At 50.9% G+C, this 16092-nt stretch carries 15 protein-coding genes; 8 read left to right on the top strand and 7 right to left on the bottom strand.

The window, feature by feature from the left end; all coding sequences use genetic code 11:
- Positions 1–95: 95 nt before the first annotated feature.
- Complete coding sequence (locus B160_RS31600; RefSeq protein ID WP_018627731.1) at positions 96–260, bottom strand: hypothetical protein; 165 nt, start codon at positions 258–260, stop codon at positions 96–98.
- Positions 261–626: 366 nt separating this feature from the next.
- Between B160_RS31600 and B160_RS0109770 the strand changes: the two genes are divergently transcribed.
- From B160_RS0109770 to B160_RS0109750, 4 genes are all read left to right on the top strand, one after another.
- A complete protein-coding gene (locus B160_RS0109770) occupies positions 627–1598 on the top strand; it encodes a hypothetical protein (RefSeq protein WP_018627730.1) in 972 nt (323 codons plus the stop codon).
- A 126-nt stretch (positions 1599–1724) separates the two neighbouring features.
- Positions 1725–2114 carry an RNA polymerase sigma factor gene (locus B160_RS28830; RefSeq protein ID WP_169540029.1) on the top strand — a complete coding sequence of 130 codons (390 nt, stop codon included), beginning with the start codon at positions 1725–1727 and terminating at the stop codon, positions 2112–2114.
- Between the two features lie 114 nt (positions 2115–2228).
- Positions 2229–4934 carry a GH116 family glycosyl hydrolase gene (locus B160_RS30555; protein WP_018627728.1) on the top strand — a complete coding sequence of 902 codons (2706 nt, stop codon included), beginning with the start codon at positions 2229–2231 and terminating at the stop codon, positions 4932–4934.
- Positions 4935–4959: 25 nt separating this feature from the next.
- Positions 4960–5217 carry a hypothetical protein gene (locus tag B160_RS0109750; protein ID WP_018627727.1) on the top strand — a complete coding sequence of 86 codons (258 nt, stop codon included), beginning with the start codon at positions 4960–4962 and terminating at the stop codon, positions 5215–5217.
- A 143-nt stretch (positions 5218–5360) separates the two neighbouring features.
- On the opposite strand, the gene B160_RS0109745 is transcribed toward B160_RS0109750, so the two are convergent.
- The 3 genes from B160_RS0109745 to B160_RS0109735 form a co-directional block, all read right to left on the bottom strand.
- The gene (locus tag B160_RS0109745) at positions 5361–6749 is read right to left on the bottom strand and encodes a hypothetical protein (protein WP_018627726.1); all 1389 of its coding nucleotides are present in this window, start codon (positions 6747–6749) and stop codon (positions 5361–5363) included.
- The gene (locus tag B160_RS0109740) at positions 6742–7497 is read right to left on the bottom strand and encodes a fimbrial biogenesis chaperone (RefSeq protein ID WP_018627725.1); all 756 of its coding nucleotides are present in this window, start codon (positions 7495–7497) and stop codon (positions 6742–6744) included. The genes B160_RS0109745 and B160_RS0109740 overlap by 8 nt, the downstream gene beginning before the upstream one ends.
- A gap of 130 nt (positions 7498–7627) precedes the next feature.
- Positions 7628–8176, bottom strand: coding sequence for a hypothetical protein (locus B160_RS0109735; RefSeq protein ID WP_018627724.1), 549 nt, complete (start codon positions 8174–8176; stop codon positions 7628–7630).
- 213 nt (positions 8177–8389) lie between these two features.
- Between B160_RS0109735 and B160_RS0109730 the strand changes: the two genes are divergently transcribed.
- Entirely contained in the window at positions 8390–11107 is a 2718-nt protein-coding gene (locus tag B160_RS0109730; RefSeq protein ID WP_157557982.1) for an MSCRAMM family protein, read from the top strand.
- Between the two features lie 172 nt (positions 11108–11279).
- On the opposite strand, the gene B160_RS0109725 is transcribed toward B160_RS0109730, so the two are convergent.
- Together B160_RS0109725 and B160_RS0109715 are read right to left on the bottom strand one after the other, a co-directional pair.
- A complete protein-coding gene (locus tag B160_RS0109725; protein ID WP_018627722.1) occupies positions 11280–12452 on the bottom strand; it encodes a serine hydrolase domain-containing protein in 1173 nt (390 codons plus the stop codon).
- A gap of 460 nt (positions 12453–12912) precedes the next feature.
- On the bottom strand, positions 12913–13305 hold the full coding sequence (locus B160_RS0109715) for a winged helix-turn-helix transcriptional regulator (RefSeq protein WP_018627720.1): 393 nt from the start codon (positions 13303–13305) through the stop codon (positions 12913–12915).
- Between the two features lie 126 nt (positions 13306–13431).
- On the opposite strand from B160_RS0109715, the gene B160_RS0109710 reads away from it, so the two are divergent.
- Positions 13432–13980, top strand: coding sequence for a YceI family protein (locus tag B160_RS0109710; protein ID WP_018627719.1), 549 nt, complete (start codon positions 13432–13434; stop codon positions 13978–13980).
- An 11-nt stretch (positions 13981–13991) separates the two neighbouring features.
- Complete coding sequence (locus B160_RS0109705) at positions 13992–14864, top strand: pirin family protein (RefSeq protein WP_018627718.1); 873 nt, start codon at positions 13992–13994, stop codon at positions 14862–14864.
- A gap of 7 nt (positions 14865–14871) precedes the next feature.
- Here the strand turns inward: B160_RS0109705 and B160_RS0109700 are convergent, their stop codons facing one another.
- On the bottom strand, positions 14872–15213 hold the full coding sequence (locus tag B160_RS0109700; protein WP_018627717.1) for a hypothetical protein: 342 nt from the start codon (positions 15211–15213) through the stop codon (positions 14872–14874).
- Between the two features lie 143 nt (positions 15214–15356).
- On the opposite strand from B160_RS0109700, the gene B160_RS0109695 reads away from it, so the two are divergent.
- Positions 15357–16091, top strand: coding sequence for an ImuA family protein (locus B160_RS0109695; RefSeq protein ID WP_018627716.1), 735 nt, complete (start codon positions 15357–15359; stop codon positions 16089–16091).
- The last annotated feature ends 1 nt before the right edge of the window (position 16092 follow it).

The following is a 16092-nucleotide window of genomic DNA, read 5'->3' as shown; positions in this document are numbered from 1 at the left end:
CGGGTATTGAAGCCGGGTTAAAAAAATAAGGGCTGCACCATTCCGGACGGCAAAGGCCGGCCGGCTTTGATACAGCCGCTTATCTTCGGTGCCGCTTATGGCTTAGGCGGCGGAGGGGTAGGCGGAATCGGTTCCGTTTCTCCGCCCGTATCGGTTGAGCCGTCCTGGGCGGTTACCTGTACCCCATTGTTATGGTTTGCGTTTGTATGCGCGTGGTTGGGCCACAGCGACAGGAAAAAAGCGAGAATTAACTCTATCATCTTTAATTGTTTTAAATTTTAGGAAATACTGCAGCCGGGCCATAAGGCCGTATGGCGCAGGGATTTAAATGCGGTAAGAAGCGCTTCTTACGCGTTTGGGAAGTAGTGGGGCATTGATCGCGGAAGCCGGTAAACGCTTCCCAAAGCCGGTTATCTGCCGCCGCTTTTTCAATGCCCTGATGAAACCAGCTCTGTACAGGAGTGCTCTTAGCTAATGAGCAGACAACTGATTCCGAGGACGAAGATATATTCGTGTAATGCGTTGATTAATAGTTGGTTCCGGTAATTCCGGACATTCTGTTGGGATTCCGGAAATGCCGGATGAATTCCATAAATTCCGTTAGTTTTACGGGATAATTGTTGAGGATGCTTGCTGATTATACAAAACGGGTCCTGCAGGCTTATGAGAAAAAAAGGGCAGCGGGTGCACTTTCTCCACGCCTGACACACCCTACCCCGGCCAAGCTGAAGGCGGAATGCATGGCTATTTACAATGTGGAATACCAGCGGAAGGACGAACGCATGTTCTCTGTATTTTTTGGACAGGCTGGAGATGAAGGGGCTCGTTTAAAAGCAATAAAGCGATGCGAAACAGACCGTTTTAAACCCCTGGTAAAATTTCTCAGAAAGAAGACCAGGGATACGGACGATAAAAATATTGAGTTGCTGGCCTGGCTGATCGGTTTTGAGCCCAGACCATACGAACTGGGGAAAAATTATGATGCGGAAACAGCAATAACGGAGATGGGGCAAACAGGAAAAGGAGATGCGGAAGGAGCAGCTCAGCCCGAACGACCGGTTTACAACGAAGCAACACCTGTGAGCGCGGGAACAGGAAAAGAGCAGGATGGACCGGATAAGGACAGCATGCCGGTCTTCCAACCGGGAGGGTCTTCCTATCCGGAAAAAAACAATGCTTCCCGGGCGGCCATTTCTCTTAAAATAAGAGACCTGCTCATTGCCGGTGCCCTGTTGGTCTTTGCCGGCATATTTATTTACCGGGCTGGGAAAGACCACGGCGCGGCGGGCTCCCTGGAAAGTGCCTTACCTGCACAGGAAGCCTGTATGTATTGGGCCGGTGATCATTACCAGCAGGTTTCCTGCAGCCGGAAGATGGGCGATGTATTGGTCATTGCCCTGGACACGGTCAGGCTCCGGCACTTCAGGAAAATAACGCGGCCGGACACCATCACCTCCGGTGTTAAGGACGGGATCTGGTATGTGAAAGTGAACGGCGCGATTGAGTTTTATACATCGGATGGACATCATCCTGTTGACCGGCACCTGAGGCTGAAGCCTCTTACGGATTACATCATCAAAAAATATATTCACCCTTAAGGAAATAAGAAAGCGGATCAAAATGTATGCGTTTTTGTATTTTCGGCGCCCTGGGCCGCAATGCAGCAAAGAACAGGGGCAGTTTGAAAAACTTGCTGAAAAGAATATTTTAATTACATTAGGAACGTGACATCAGTACCTGCAAATAATACCGAACTATTAAGGCAATGTTCATTGGGGAACGAAAATGCTTTTAAGGAGCTTTATGAAAGGTATCATTTCCGGATCTACCAGTATATTTTCAAGATCGTAAAATCAAAGGAAGTTGCAGAAGAGCTGGTAATGGATGTTTTTTTAAAGCTGTGGGTCGCCCGGGAATTACTGCCGGGCATTGAGCACTTTGATGGGTTTTTGTTTAAGATAGCCTATAATAAAAGCATCGACTTTTTCAGGGCCGCTGCTAAAGAAAAGCTGTTTGCCGATATCCTTTGGGAAAAAATACAGATCCCGCGCAGACAAAGTGCCCCTGAGCCGGCAATACACTTCCTTTCTGGTAGCAGGTTTGCAGGCGGATAAAATATTGAATCAATTCAGTGCTGAAATCATATCGGCTAATTCCGGGGGACGATACAGGCATTTGATCCTCCGGTTATAGCGGGCATTTAAAGAATCTTTAAATATTGAACATACATGAAGCAACAGCATCCATCGCGCCGGCAGTTTATAAAGCAAACAGGTTTGACCACTACCGGCCTTATTGCATTAAACCTTCCTTCCTGGGCAAAGCTGCTTTCCGCGCCGGCCGGGGCCTTCCCTGTTCATAACATTCCTGCAAAAAAAGGACTGGATGCGCAATGGGTCCGGTCATTATATGAAAGAGGCAGGCCAACCACTTATCTGAAAAGCAGGAATGAGCTGAAGTACATCGGCATGCCCGCCGGTGGCCTGCATACGGGAACGGTGTACCTGGGTGGTGATGGCCGTCTGTGGCTATGGGGGGTTTATAACGACGACCGGGAAGGCATAGATCCCAAAACGGTTTTGTGGAATGACGGCACCAAAGAAGTAAAGGTCCGCAACCGCGACGGGGCCAGCTATGTGGAACCGGCAATTGCGGACAATAAAAGAGTACTGGCGCAGGGCTTTGCCATTATGGTACAAACCGGTAAGGGTATACATATTAAAGAGCTGAAGGAAGAAGACTGGGAAGAGATCCGGTTTGAAGCCACCTACCCCGTGGCAACGATTCATTACAGCGACCCCGGTTTTCCGGTAGAGGTCATTGTAAAGGCCGGGGGCATCTTTATTCCATTGGATGCAGCCAATTCCTCATTGCCCTCCACTATATATTCGATACAGCTAAAGAACAAAACCGGAACGCAGGTAAAGACCGCTGTACTTGGCTGGCTGGAGAATGGTGCGCAGAAAATAACCGCAAAGGAAGGCGACGGCACAAAGCAGAACACGGCCATCAGGAATGAAAAGTTTACCAGCACGTATTCCGTATTCAAACCGGATAAAGCGGAGGCCGGCCGGCAGCGTGATGCCGGCTCTACCTGCCTTACCTATATCGGAAAGGACGCAACGGTAAATACGAACGCCCGCCTTTGGCCGCTTACGCAGGAGGGGTTTACAGAAGCGAATGAGGCCCTTGCAGCCTGCGGTCCGCTGGAAAAACTGATCGGCAGTATTGCCACGTCCAGGACCCTGGACGCCGGTAAAACGGAACGGGTGGATTTTGTGATCAGCTGGCATTTTAACCACCCGTTGCAAAAGCTGAACCGGCTTAAAGAAGTGACCAGCGGCGAGGGCTATTATTTTGGCGTGCAGCATAAAAATGCTGCAGAAGTTGGCGCCTATGTAGCCGGGAAATTTCAAACCCTGCATGCACAAACCCTTTTGTGGCATCAGACCTACTATGATTCCACATTGCCGCACTGGCTCCTGGAGCGGACTTTTTTAAATATCGGCACCCTGGCCACAGCCAATACCTATCGGTTTGCCAATGGCCGCTTTTGGGCCTGGGAAGGGGTAAACGCCTGCGAAGGTACCTGCACGCATGTGTGGCAATATGCCCAGGCCATGGGCCGGATATTTCCATCGCTGGAAAGAGACGCCCGGCAGCGGACGGATCTGGGCATCGCAATGAAAGAAGATGGCGGAATTATTTTCAGGGCAGAGTATGAAAGCCGCCCCGCTATAGACGGGCAGGCCGGTACCATCCTGCGCATTTACCGCGAACACCAGATGAGCCCGGACAACCGGTTCCTGAACGATAATTGGGGCCAGATAAAAAAAGCGACCCGGTTTATGCTGGCACAGGATAAAAACGGAGATGGCATGACGGATACGCCGATGGAGAATACCCTGGATGCCGTATGGGAAGGCGAGATCGCCTGGATCGTGGGCCTCTGCATTGCCGCCGCTAAAGCCGCGGCGCTGATGGCAGCGGAAATGAATGACCCGGCGTTTGCAGCTGTCTGCAATGCCTACGTACAGAAAGGTTGCAGGAATATGGAAGAACATTTATTTAACGGCGAGTATTTTATACACCGGCCGGATCCGGTGCAGGGAAGAAAGAAGCTGGGCTCCTACAATACCTGTCATATAGACCAGGTGTATGGTCAAAGCTGGGCGCATCAGGTGGGCATAGGAAGGCTTTGGAACAGGGAAAAAACACGATCGGCCTTACGGGCGCTCTGGAAATATAATTTTGCTCCGGATGTGGGGCCCTATATTCAAACACATACCGGTGGCCGTCCTTATGCCCTGCCGGGCGAAGGGGGCATGGTGATGAATACCAATCCCAGGAACGAAGAAAAGCCCTATGGGAATAATGTAACCTGGCAGCTGGGCTATTTCCATGAATGCATGAGTGGGTTTGAGCACCAGGTAGCCAGTCATATGATGGCGGAAGGCATGACAGATGAAGCGCTGGTGCTTACAAGGGCCATTCACGACCGGTATCATGCGGCCAAAAGAAACCCCTTCAACGAAATTGAATGCAGCGATCATTACGCCCGCGCCATGGCCAGTTACGGCACTTTCATTGCGGCCTGCGGGTTTGAGTACCATGGCCCCGGGGGATATATCCGGTTCGCACCAAAATGGGGCGAAGCACATTTTAAAGCGCCGTTCACTGCCGCTGAAGGCTGGGGAACCTATGAGCAGCAGACGAAAAACGGAAAACAGACCTGCGCCATCCGGGTAAAATACGGAAGGCTCCGGCTCCGCGCGCTTTCTTTTGTAAACAGAAAAGCACAAACGATTGTGGTGCTGTCGGACGGGAAAAAAATACCGGCGACCTTCCGCCGGAAAGAAGCCGATATCATCATTGAATTAGAAAAAGCTGCAATCCTCAGCGCCGGACAATCGCTGATCATTCACATCAGCTGAAAGCGTACACAAATAAAAAAAGGAAATGAAATATGTTCGATCTTCTATTGCAGCAATAGGGTTCATCCTTTGTGTTGCCGCCTGCCGGCAGCCGGATATTCCGGGCAATAAGACCGCCGGGTGGCAGGAACAGTTCCGGGACCAGCTGCCGCTGCTGGGTCATCGCAACTGGATCATTATTGCAGACAAAGCATACCCGCAGCAGAATGCTTATTGGGATGCAGACCGCGAGCAACAGCTGCGGAAGCATATGAGCGGGAAAGAGGAAGCAGCATCAGAATGAGCGCTCTTCCGTCGAAACATCCATTTGGAGTATGGGGTTTTAGCGAACTGAAGATCTGAGGTTATAGCAAACATCTCTACGGGGCTGTTATGCAGCAGGTATTCGCCATAAGACAAAGGTTCCGATCTTTGGACGCCGGTCCGTTACAACGCCACAAAGCTATACGTTACCGTGGTGGTATAGGTACCGGGCGGCTTGCCAAGCACCTGTTCTACTTTATCCGGTCCGATACTGTATTGAAGGGCTACCTGCCGGTCAATTACCGGCGCCGCCGCGGAGATGATCTTTTGAGATACGGCAGAAAGCGAAATGGTGGATACGGAAGGATCGCCGTTGCCCGGTCCGATAGCAATGCAGCCAACAGGGATCGTATTGCTGCCACTCGCCAGGCTGGGCGAAGAGGAGCGTACATAAACGTCATAGGGCGTGGTCTTGCTGATCGTAAGAGCATTCGCTATGCTGGTGCTGACGCCATTTGTATAGTCGTTTATGTCGCTAAAAGACAGGGAGGCTTCGTTGTTGTGCACGAGCAGTTCACCCATGTCCTCCACGTTAACGGTAAGCGCAGATGGTTGAGCTATGGTGCTTACCTGGGGAACGGTACCTGCATCAAAAGCCTCAAAATAAAGAGGAACGGTATAAGTGCCTTTTTGAATAAACCCGGCTTTCAGGTTGGCAGGGCTTATGGTATAACTGACCGTGTTGTTTTGTGTATTGCCTTCCGGGACAGCAAACCCGCCCGCCGGCGACAGATCCTGGTAGGTGGTGTTCAGGGCAATGGCGGGGCCGGGAACGGGAGCCGGGATCTTTGCAGATACCTGGTCCGTACCGGTATTGGGATTAGTGGCACCAGGATAACCATCGCTGTAAGCAAAATTGGCGGCCCCCGTTTTTACCCGCAGTCCCAGCGGTACGGTATAAACAGATGGCAGGATGGTGCTGCCACTCAGCGTAGCAGTACGAAAATAGTTGAGGTCGTTCACTGTAAGTGTGGGCCCTGAAGGGACCGGAAAGTTTATGAACGGGGTTACCACTACACTAAGACTGGCGGGGTACGTGCTGGTGCCCAGGCAAAGCGTGCCCCCGGGAGTTGTAAAACTAAGATTGGTGGTATAGGTGCCCGCCTTCCAGGCATAGTGGACCATCTCCGTTTGTGGAATGCGGTAACGGATGGTTACCCCACCGCTGCTGAGCAAGGTCAGAAGCGCGGAATACAGGGGCTGGCTGGAGGTGCTCAAGGGCTGTTCCGTGGCCGAACCGCCAAGACTGATATTGGGCCCGATTGCGGTAACAAGCAGTTTGATCTTGGATAATATGGAAGGGTTTAGCGCCGGAGAAAAATCTGCGTTGGCCTGCACCTGTATTTTGGCCCCCAGGGCAAGTAAGCAGCTGTTGGCCGTAAAAGATGCGTTGCTGGTGGATACTTCGCCGGAAATATTGTCGCTGTTAATGATCAGCGTTGGGTTCTGCGCCCTGACCGCCGGCAAAAAAAAACAGCACAGGAGCAGAACGCTGAAACGCTTTCTATTCATACGTTATTTCTTTTTGCGCCACTTTCAGGTCGGTGCCGTCGCCACTGTCTAAAATGGCTGCGGCCTGGTACCTGCCTTTGCTCAGGCGCGCGGGCACATTTATAGGAATTACCTGCACGGAACCCGGCAGCATAGAAATAGCCCTGGACGGCAACCGGATGTTATCGCCGGAACTTTTATTGGTCAGCTCAAAACGGAGCGTTGCGTCCGTAGGCACTTCGCCGTTGTTGCGGATGGTGATGACCAGCTGCCTGATGGAATCAGTTATAAAACCGTTATCGCCAAAGGTTGTAAATTCAAGATCTTTCCGGCCAAGTCCGGGTAGCGTATTATAAAGATGGACCCCAACTTCTACTTTTATGATCACCGCTACTTTTTTACCGGAGGCATCCAGGCCGGTCACGGGTTTCCGTTCATTTACCTGGCTCAGAAAAAGCATGCTGTTGGTTACCGGTACGGGTTGTTCCGGCACCTGTATCGAAACGGTCACTTCTTTGGTTTCACCCGGCTGTAAAACAAGCTGCAGCGGATCCACCCGCATCCAGCGGGCGTTGGAAGCCGGAAGGCTGCCGGCCTCTGCATAGATCTTGTTTCCAAGGCTATCGCGGTACCAATCTTTAAGCCGGGCATTTAATATAAGCACGGCCTTATCGGTATTGGAGATCTTTATCTGCCTGGTGGCGGATTGCCCGGCCGGGGTGCTGAAAAAAATGCGGGATGGGGTAACCGATACCCCCTGCGCATGCATTGTTTTAAAACCCAGAAGCGTTGATAATACAATGAGCGTCAAAATAAAACCGGAACTACGCAGCACGTTCCGGTTTTGTATGAGACTATTTTTTTGAGGAATGAAAAACACGTTTCTTTTGTCGGGCTATTTAAGGATTGGTAATGGAATAAGTGAGCACTGCAGTATAAGTATCCGGCGTTTTTCCCAGGATCTCGGCAACCACTTTCGACTGGGGAATGGAGTAGGTAACATCAGCAGGGGCCGCCAGTGCATAAGAGCCGGTGATGAGATCCTGGGCGGTCATCGAAAGCGCACTGATCGTTTTCAGATCGTTGCCGGGCAGGGCGCTATTGTTGGTAGAGGCCGGTGCTGTAACTGTTACCGCAGATGCATTGATCTCATCGGTGTTTGTGCCTGTACCGCTGAGCGTAGCTGTATTGGCGGCAAGGCTTACCGTGTAAGGCAAAATGCTGGTAATGGTCAGATGACCGGTCATCTCCGCCGATGCCCCGTCCGTCTGGTAATCGGCCAGCGTTGTAAAGGCCAGCGGAACCTCCGCATCGTTTACCGTGATGCTGAGCAGGGGGTTAATGACAACATTAAGTTCTGTTGTACCGGTGGTTTGGGCGTGGGTGGCGGTAACTGTGCACCCGCAGATCAGGGCAACCGAAGCTGCCAGCTTGCAAATTCTTTTCATAAACAACTTAGTTTTAGATGAGCGTTGTAAAATCAAAAATAGAGAAAAAACATTCTGCAGAAAAAAAATTATTCTGCTGCTATTGCCTTTAAATTAAAAGGGGTTTTGTTACTTTGCCCGGGAGTAACCCCCTCTACAACCAAACAATCTTATAACTTGCTGAGCAAATATTCCTTATGTGTTTTCTTTTCTTTATATAGAAAATGGCTGCTGTTGTTTTGCGCCTTTTTGCCCGCTGTTTTTTCTTTCGGCCAGCAGCAAAAAGTATCTTTTTCTTTTGCGGCGGATACCGTTGTTACCCGTTATGGCGAAACGTTTTCCAATAAGCTGCTGATCAGCAACCATACAAAAAACCCGCTGGTCCTGGTGAGCGACGCTCACGATTCCCTTGCCCTGATCGGGTTGCCGGATACCGTGCGGCTGGGTGCCGGCGAAAAGAGACAGTTGTTTGTAAAATACCTGGCGGGCGCTGCCCTGCTCCGAGCGAAAGGCAATAAAATAATAGCAACGTACCTGGTTGCCGGGGAAGCAGGTTTTGTACAGGCGTCCTTTTTCATCAGCACCCCATCCGAACGGCCGCTTTTCCTTTCGTCGGCCAATACCGCTAATTACCTGAGCGCTTCTTCCAACGAAGGAAGGGTGCAGCTACACTGTGTGAATAATGGTTATCAAAGCATTACCTTCCGCCTGCTGCTTCAATCCTATCCCGGGGGGCTAACGGCCGTCGACAATGACCGGATGATTACGTTGCCACCGGGAGGCCAGCAGTGGCTCACGCTTAATTTACGGAACAGGCTTGTTCAAAACTATGCGCCGGATTTTAACCTGGTCATCCGGGCCGTAGACCCATCCTCCGGCGAAGAGCTGGCAACAGCGTATACAAAAGTCCTGACCCTGGGCAGCGAAAAGAGCGCAATGACCATCAGCAATACCGGTGCTTCATTGGCGAACAATATGGCGCAGCTCAGTTACTGGAGCACCAACAACGGGTTCAGCTATCATCAAATAAGCACCAGGGGTACTATACAGCCCTCGGACAACGATACGCTCCGCTATCACCTGAATCTTAATTATTACCGTAAGCCATTTTCCGGTGCAGAAATGTTCGATTCCTGGATCGCTTACAGTAACAAATACTTCGGCATACAGGCGGGCAATATATCGGAAGAGCTTGATTATTCTTTATTTGGTAAAGGAATAAAAGCTTCTGTTTTCCTGGACTCCGGAGATGCAGTAAGCGGGTATTATATTAAAAATAATTACCTGTTGTTTTCGGAAGTGAATGCGCAGCGGGAAGGCGCTGCGGTTTGGGCGGGAAGCTATACACATTCCGGCCGGAACAACAGCAGCAGGATGATATTCCTTACAGAAAAGGACCCGCTGACCGGCGTACAAAAAGGTTTGGCAAGCACAAGGGCCGGCTGGCAACTCAACGGCGATCAAATGCTGCAGGTAGAAGCGGGCTACAGCCATGAAATGCTTTCCGGGGATAAAACAACTGCAAAAAAAGGATATGCCGGCGGCATCCGCTACCGGTACCAGGCCGGCAGGTGGAGCCTGCTTTCCGACAATTATTACAGCTCGCCGTATTATGGAGGCCTCAGGCGGGGGGCGCTGTTACTGCAGGAACATATGGATTACCACCTTAATACGCGCCGGCATATTTTTGTACACTACGAAGTGGTAAGCAACCGTCCCAGTTACCTGGGGTACTATTATCCGGCCGGCTTCACTACAAAAACGACCCAATACCAGGCCGGCTTTATAACAGCAATGGGCCACTGGCTTCTGAATATACACCCCTATTTTTTTACGCAGGAGCTCCATCAGACAGTAGCCGGTGCGGAGCTGGTGCTGCGTTCAGCCTCCTGGCACGGGGCCGCCGATGTTTCCTACAGCAAAAAGGGCCACTCATTGATGCTCACAACAGATTATGGAAAGGTGCGAAGCAATAACGCTTATCTGCAGCATAAGAACTATCCGGTATGGCAGTGGCGGCTCAATTATAATAACCGGCTGGTAGGCTTCAACGCCCTGTTGCAGCACAATCCTTATTACCTGATGCAGGAGCCCATGCCCTGGCAGCGGGGGCAGTTCCGGCAATATGCCCTTGGTCCGTATGTACATTTTTTTGCCCTGAAAAAGAAGCTGGAGGCCGAAGCTGCTCATAACCTCAGCTATTACGGTTACTCCGGGGGCTGGTCGCATGCCCTCCAAAGCAAGCTGGGTTTTCATTTTGGCAATACCTGGGTAGCCGCCGCACAGGTTAGCTACAATACCTACCCGCAGCACCCGCATTATAACTTTTTGCAGGCGCAGCTAAGCATTACAAAATCATTTATGCAGAAAAATGCTCCCGGATATAAGAGCCTTTCCTTTCTGTTTTTTGGCGATGCAAATGCAAATGGCATCTGGGATAAAGACGAGGTACCTGTTGAAAATGTAATTGCCGGGCTGGACAGATCCCTGGCAAGAAGTAACCGGAAAGGAAAAGTATCGTTTACAAATCTGAAGCCGGCTACCTACCAATTACGCATACAGAACGGAAACGGGTGGTGGTTGCCCGAACCACTGCAATTGTCGTTAACACGCAACCAAACGCTCAGGGTGGGACTGATAAAAACAGTGGTCGTATCCGGCAAGGTCCTGGTTGAAAAAAATGCTTATTTACAGGAGGCGCCATCATTAGAGGGCATTACCATTATTGCTGCGGATCAGCAGGGAAACAGGCGCACCACACTTACCGATGCTGCGGGCTGCTTTTCGTTCAATCTGCCTGTAAAACCGTTTACCTTTTCCGTAGATACACACAATGGCCGCCAGCTGGTTACCGGCCAGCAGCAAGCGGTCGATGTAAAAGAGCAGCACAACGCGCTTATTATCTTTAGCCTGGCAGACCATAGCCGGAAAGTAAACATCCGCCAATTTTGAAAAGCCTGTTAGTGGATTGCTGTTCCGGTTCTTTTATTTGTGGTGTAACGTCAGGAAGGCAATGACAGGGCGTTGCCGCCCGGATCTTATTCATGCAAACAAGGCATTTGCAATTTGCAAACGCCTTGTTGCGTGCTTATGGCCGTGGTTTACGAAGATTTTAATATTCCTGTTATTCGTCTACCCAGGAAGCGTTGTAGGCTTCTTTTACAATGGAGTTCGTATTGCGCCATCCTTCACCCACAGAATTGATGCTCAGAGCCAGTTCAACGTTGGCGGGAAGTTTGATGATGAGTGTTTGCAGCCCAATGTCGCCTATCTGTGGGCCTTTTACCCCGTTCCGGTCCACATACAAAGCGCCGCCATGACCATAGGCCGTGCCGCCCGTTACCGCAAATACCCCGTTCCATCCCAGGCGCTCGTTATCCATCATTTGTTTTTGCTGTTTTGAAAGGAGCTCTTCTGTATGCGTTAAAAATACGATGATCCGGGCCAGGTCAGTGGTGGTCAGCACAAAACCGCCGCCGCCGCAGAGCTCGGTCCAGTCGCCGTGCGAACGGCCTTCCAGCCGGGCCGGCGCTTCATTGAGCATCTGGAAGGTTTTATTTTCAACCGGCTTACAATTGCGGATCCCCAGCCCTGCTTTGTCAAAAACGTATTCCTGAACCAGGGCAATGTATTCTTTGCTCATCCAGGAGTCGAAATCTTTTTCAGAAAGGGCCAGCTCCCAGTTCCCGAATGCCACGGGGTTGTTGATCTTGGGCAGCATGGCACGAAACAGCGCAAAGTTGATATTGGAATAGCTTGCCGGTTTTTTAGGGGCGGTTATGGGGCTGCTCACTACTTTTTTCAGCGTGTCCCAGCTGGTGTTGCTTCCCCTTATGCCGGAGCTATGGGTAAGCAGGTCTTTAAAAGTGAGGTTTTTTATATCCTCGTGCTGAGCCCAGGACTTCGGCAGCCACATGCCGATCTTTGTATTGATGCCCAGTTTACGTTTTTCAAGAAGCTTAATGGTGGTTATGGCAGTAAGGGTTTTGGTAACGCTTGCAATGTTTACATAAGCGTCTACGTTTGCTGGCATATCTCCCGCAGCCGGCGTGCTGCCAATGCCGGATTCCGCTTTTTCGGCCACCCGGCCATTTTGCATGATGAGGAACTGGAAGCCCCGGGCACCGGCCAGTTGCTGCTGCAGGTTCATTTTAAAGAGTTCGGTCTTAAAAACTTTGCCACCTGTTTTAATGGGAAAATCGTTTTTATGGCAAGAGGTGATGCCTGCACTTATCACCAGGCCGAGGGCTGCATAAAGCATTTGTTTCAATGCTATCGTTGCGTTTTTTGTTTTCATTTTGTTTTGTGTTAAGAGTTGCAGAATGTTTACAGGTCAAAAGTAGCAGGCCTTCCGGGCGATTGGCGCCGGCAATTGATCAATAAGGTATTTGGTTTAACGAATGCTGTTGGTGGTTTAATCGGACCGGCATCAGGTGGTTCATAGTAGCGGAGCAGGCAATGGTGTGGAAATGGCCGGTAATGTCCTGCATGCATCACCGTCTGCTGATGGCAGGAAAGCAGCAAAGAAGATCCGGCTTCTTAGAAACTGTTTTCGAAATGATTCAGGAGCATCCTTATCGTCACAAAAAGGTACGGGCTTTTTATCGCCGCTACTTTGGGCTTTGTTGTAGCCGCCATCTGTAACAAACGGGGTTCAACGATCATTTTAGCAAAAGAGGCATAGCCTCGAAGATCCGGCAAGAACGGGCTTCTACCCGTTTATAAGTCCAAAAGAACAACGACGCGCCGGATGGCGCTTATAAGGCCACGCGTTTATTTTTTCGCATGCTTTTCTTAATGGTTTCGCGGTGCATGGATCCCCATGCCGCAAGTGCATCCAGTACGTTGCCCAGGGTACCGGCGTATTCGGTCAGCGCGTAACTGATCACTACAGGGCTGCCGGTAAACACCCGCCGGTGTACAAAGCCATTCAGCTCCAGGTCTTTCAGTTCGGCTGCAAGTGCTTTGGCCGAGATGCCGCCGATGGACCGTTGCAGCTCATTAAAGCGTTTGCTGCCCGACTTCAGGGCTATGATGATCCGGAGCTTCCATTTACCGCCGATCGCATACAGCGCATCTCCTACTGCCAGCAGGTTTGCGCTGCATTGCTCAGGCGAAAGATCGGCGGAGCAGCTATTTATTTTTGCCATATCGGTATGCGTTTCTATGGCAAAGATACGGGCACTTACCCGTTGTATAGTACTTACCTTTTGTTAAGTGCTTACCTTTTGTAAGCAGGCTGCAATACCTTTGTATCCGAAACAAAAAAATAAATTATGGAACAAACAAAATGGCTATCGGATCCTACGCACAGTGAATTGGGTTTTAAGATCCGGCATTTAATGATCAGCAATGTAACGGGCTCTTTCCGCGATTTTCAGGTAGAAGTAACTACGCCCGGCGATGATTTCAGCAAAGCACAGGTAAGACTTACGGCCCGCATGGATTCCGTATCAACCAATAATGAACAGCGGGACGCGCACCTGCGCAATGCGGATTTTTTTGAAGCAGAAACCTATCCCGAACTGACTTTTGTTTCTACGGACATCACACAGGAGGATGCGGATACCTTTACATTAAAAGGGAATCTGACCCTCAAAGGGATTTCCCACCCGGTGCAGCTGAAAGTGGAGCACAATGGCACAACAAAAGATCCCTGGGGCGGCGAACGGGCCGGTTTCTTTGTAACGGGTAAAATAGAGCGCAGCCAGTGGGGCATCAATTTCAATTCCGTATTGGAAACGGGCGGCATTGCTTTGGGTGAAGAAGTGAAGATCCAGAGTGAGCTGGAGCTGGTAAAACAGGCTGTAGCTGTTCCTGCATAAAAGACCCTGTGATGAAAACCGAAAGAAAGATCATAAGAACAGAAACCCCGGAGGCCCGCCCGGGGTTTCTGGGCGCGGGACATATGGCCCGACAGCTGGTAGGGGCTGATTTTACAGCTTCCGATCCCTTTATCTTCCTGATGGATGATGTACTGGATAAGAAGGATACCAACCCCTCGGGTGGAGCACATCCGCACGCAGGCTTTGAAACCGTGTCGCTGCTCCTGGAAGGAGAGATCGGTGATGAGGCCTACAAAATGCACAGTGGGGATTTTCAGCTGATGACTGCAGGCAGTGGTGTGGTACACACGGAAACTATTGACCGGCCTCTGCGGCTGCGGCTCCTGCAGCTGTGGCTGAACCTGCCCCGCAAGAACAGGAATGCTGCCCCCAGGGTTCAGGACCTGCCGCTGAACCATGTACCGGTACTCGATAAGAAGGGTGTGCATATCCGGTTGTACAGCGGTTCGCTGAACGGGCTTACAGCGCCGGTGCACAATTATGTGCCGCTGATCGTGGCCGATATTTCGCTGGAAGCAGGTGCCACCGCATTACTGGATATTCCGGCGCAATACAACACATTTGTGTATATGCTGGAAGGTGCGATTATAGCGGGCGCAGATGAGCAGCTGCTGCATAAGAAACAGGTGGGATGGCTGGACCTGTTTGAAGAGGCCGCGCCCAGCACATTAAAGATCGCTGCAAAGGAAGGAAAAGCACGGCTGGTACTTTATGCCGGAGCGCCGTTACATGAGAAGATCGTGGCGCATGGCCCGTTTATTGCAGACAGTGCGGATGCGATCCCCGGACTGTACCGTCAATACCGGGCCGGCCGGATGCCGCATATTGCAACCGTTCCGGCCGCGCAACGGATCTTGCTGTAAGCTGCAGCTATACCTGTGTCTTTACCACATCTCTTAAGCCGCTGTGACGTTTTTCGGCCGGCGCTCTTTTTATAGGATTCTTCCTGTTTTTCGGCTGGTTGCCTTTGTGTTGTGCCGGTTGAATAATTCCTTCAAACAAAGGATTCTCCCCTGAAGTTCCGCCCTGTTCGTATAAAGGATTGCGGGTGCTGTCCGCAGCTGCGGTCCGGTGTTGCTGTTTGGGAACCGTAACATTCATGGAGATCCGGGAAGGCATTCCGGATCCGGCTGCAATCCGCGAGTTATTGCTCTGCGCAAAACCGGTTTGCGCTGCAAATAAGATTAGGCAAAGGGTAAGTTTTGTTTTCATTGTCTTAAATATTGGTTTCTTTTATTATATCCATCCGGGGCAAAAAATGTTACCCCAAAGCAACAGCAAATATATTTAGCAACCACTTACTAAATATATTAGTATTTTGATGTACCTTAGCAGTAGCTGCCCGCAGCTCGGTTATGACAAAGACGCTGTTCAATAAGATCCGGTTTCAGCAACTGCAGGAGGAGCTGCTGCAGTTGCAGGGATTGCGTGCTCCGCTGGATGCAGCGCTCCCGGATCCCGGTCTGGGCATCATCAATCAATCGTTTCCACACGGGGCATTTCCCGTAGGTGCTGTGCATGAATTACTTAGTAGCACAGCGGAAGAAGCTGCGGCCACTGCCGGTTTTATAGCCGGGATATTGGGCACGCTCCTTCGGGGCGGTTCCTGTCTTTGGGTAAGCGGGCACCGGAATATTTTTCCACCGGCGTTGAGCAGCTTTGGCGTAGTGCCGGACCAGGTCATTTTTGTGGAAGCGCCGGATAACCGGAAAGCGCTTTGGACCATTGAGGAGGGGCTCAAATGCGAAAGCCTTGCCGCTGTTGTGGGAGAAGTGCGCGAACTGACCTTTACCGCATCGCGCCGGCTGCAGCTGGCTGTAGAAAAAAGCCGGGTTACCGGTTTTATCCATCACCGGACCAATTGCATAACAGGAAACCTGGCCTGTGTATCCCGCTGGCGGATCAGCCCCCTTACCAGTGACCCTCCGGAGGGTCTGCCGGGCGTGGGCTTTCCGGGCTGGAACGTGGAACTATGTAAAATACGCAACGGAAAACCCGGTGTCTGGCGGGTGCAGTGGACGCACCAGGGATTCTGCGTGCGTACAGACCATGCTCCTGAAATAACCATTCCTGTTAAAAAAGCAGTATAGG

Source organism: Niabella aurantiaca DSM 17617, from assembly GCF_000374125.1.
Taxonomy (GTDB): Bacteria; Bacteroidota; Bacteroidia; order Chitinophagales; family Chitinophagaceae; genus Niabella; species Niabella aurantiaca.
The sequence above is the reverse complement of the archived record's forward strand: the minus strand, read 5'-3'. Positions and strand labels throughout refer to the sequence as shown.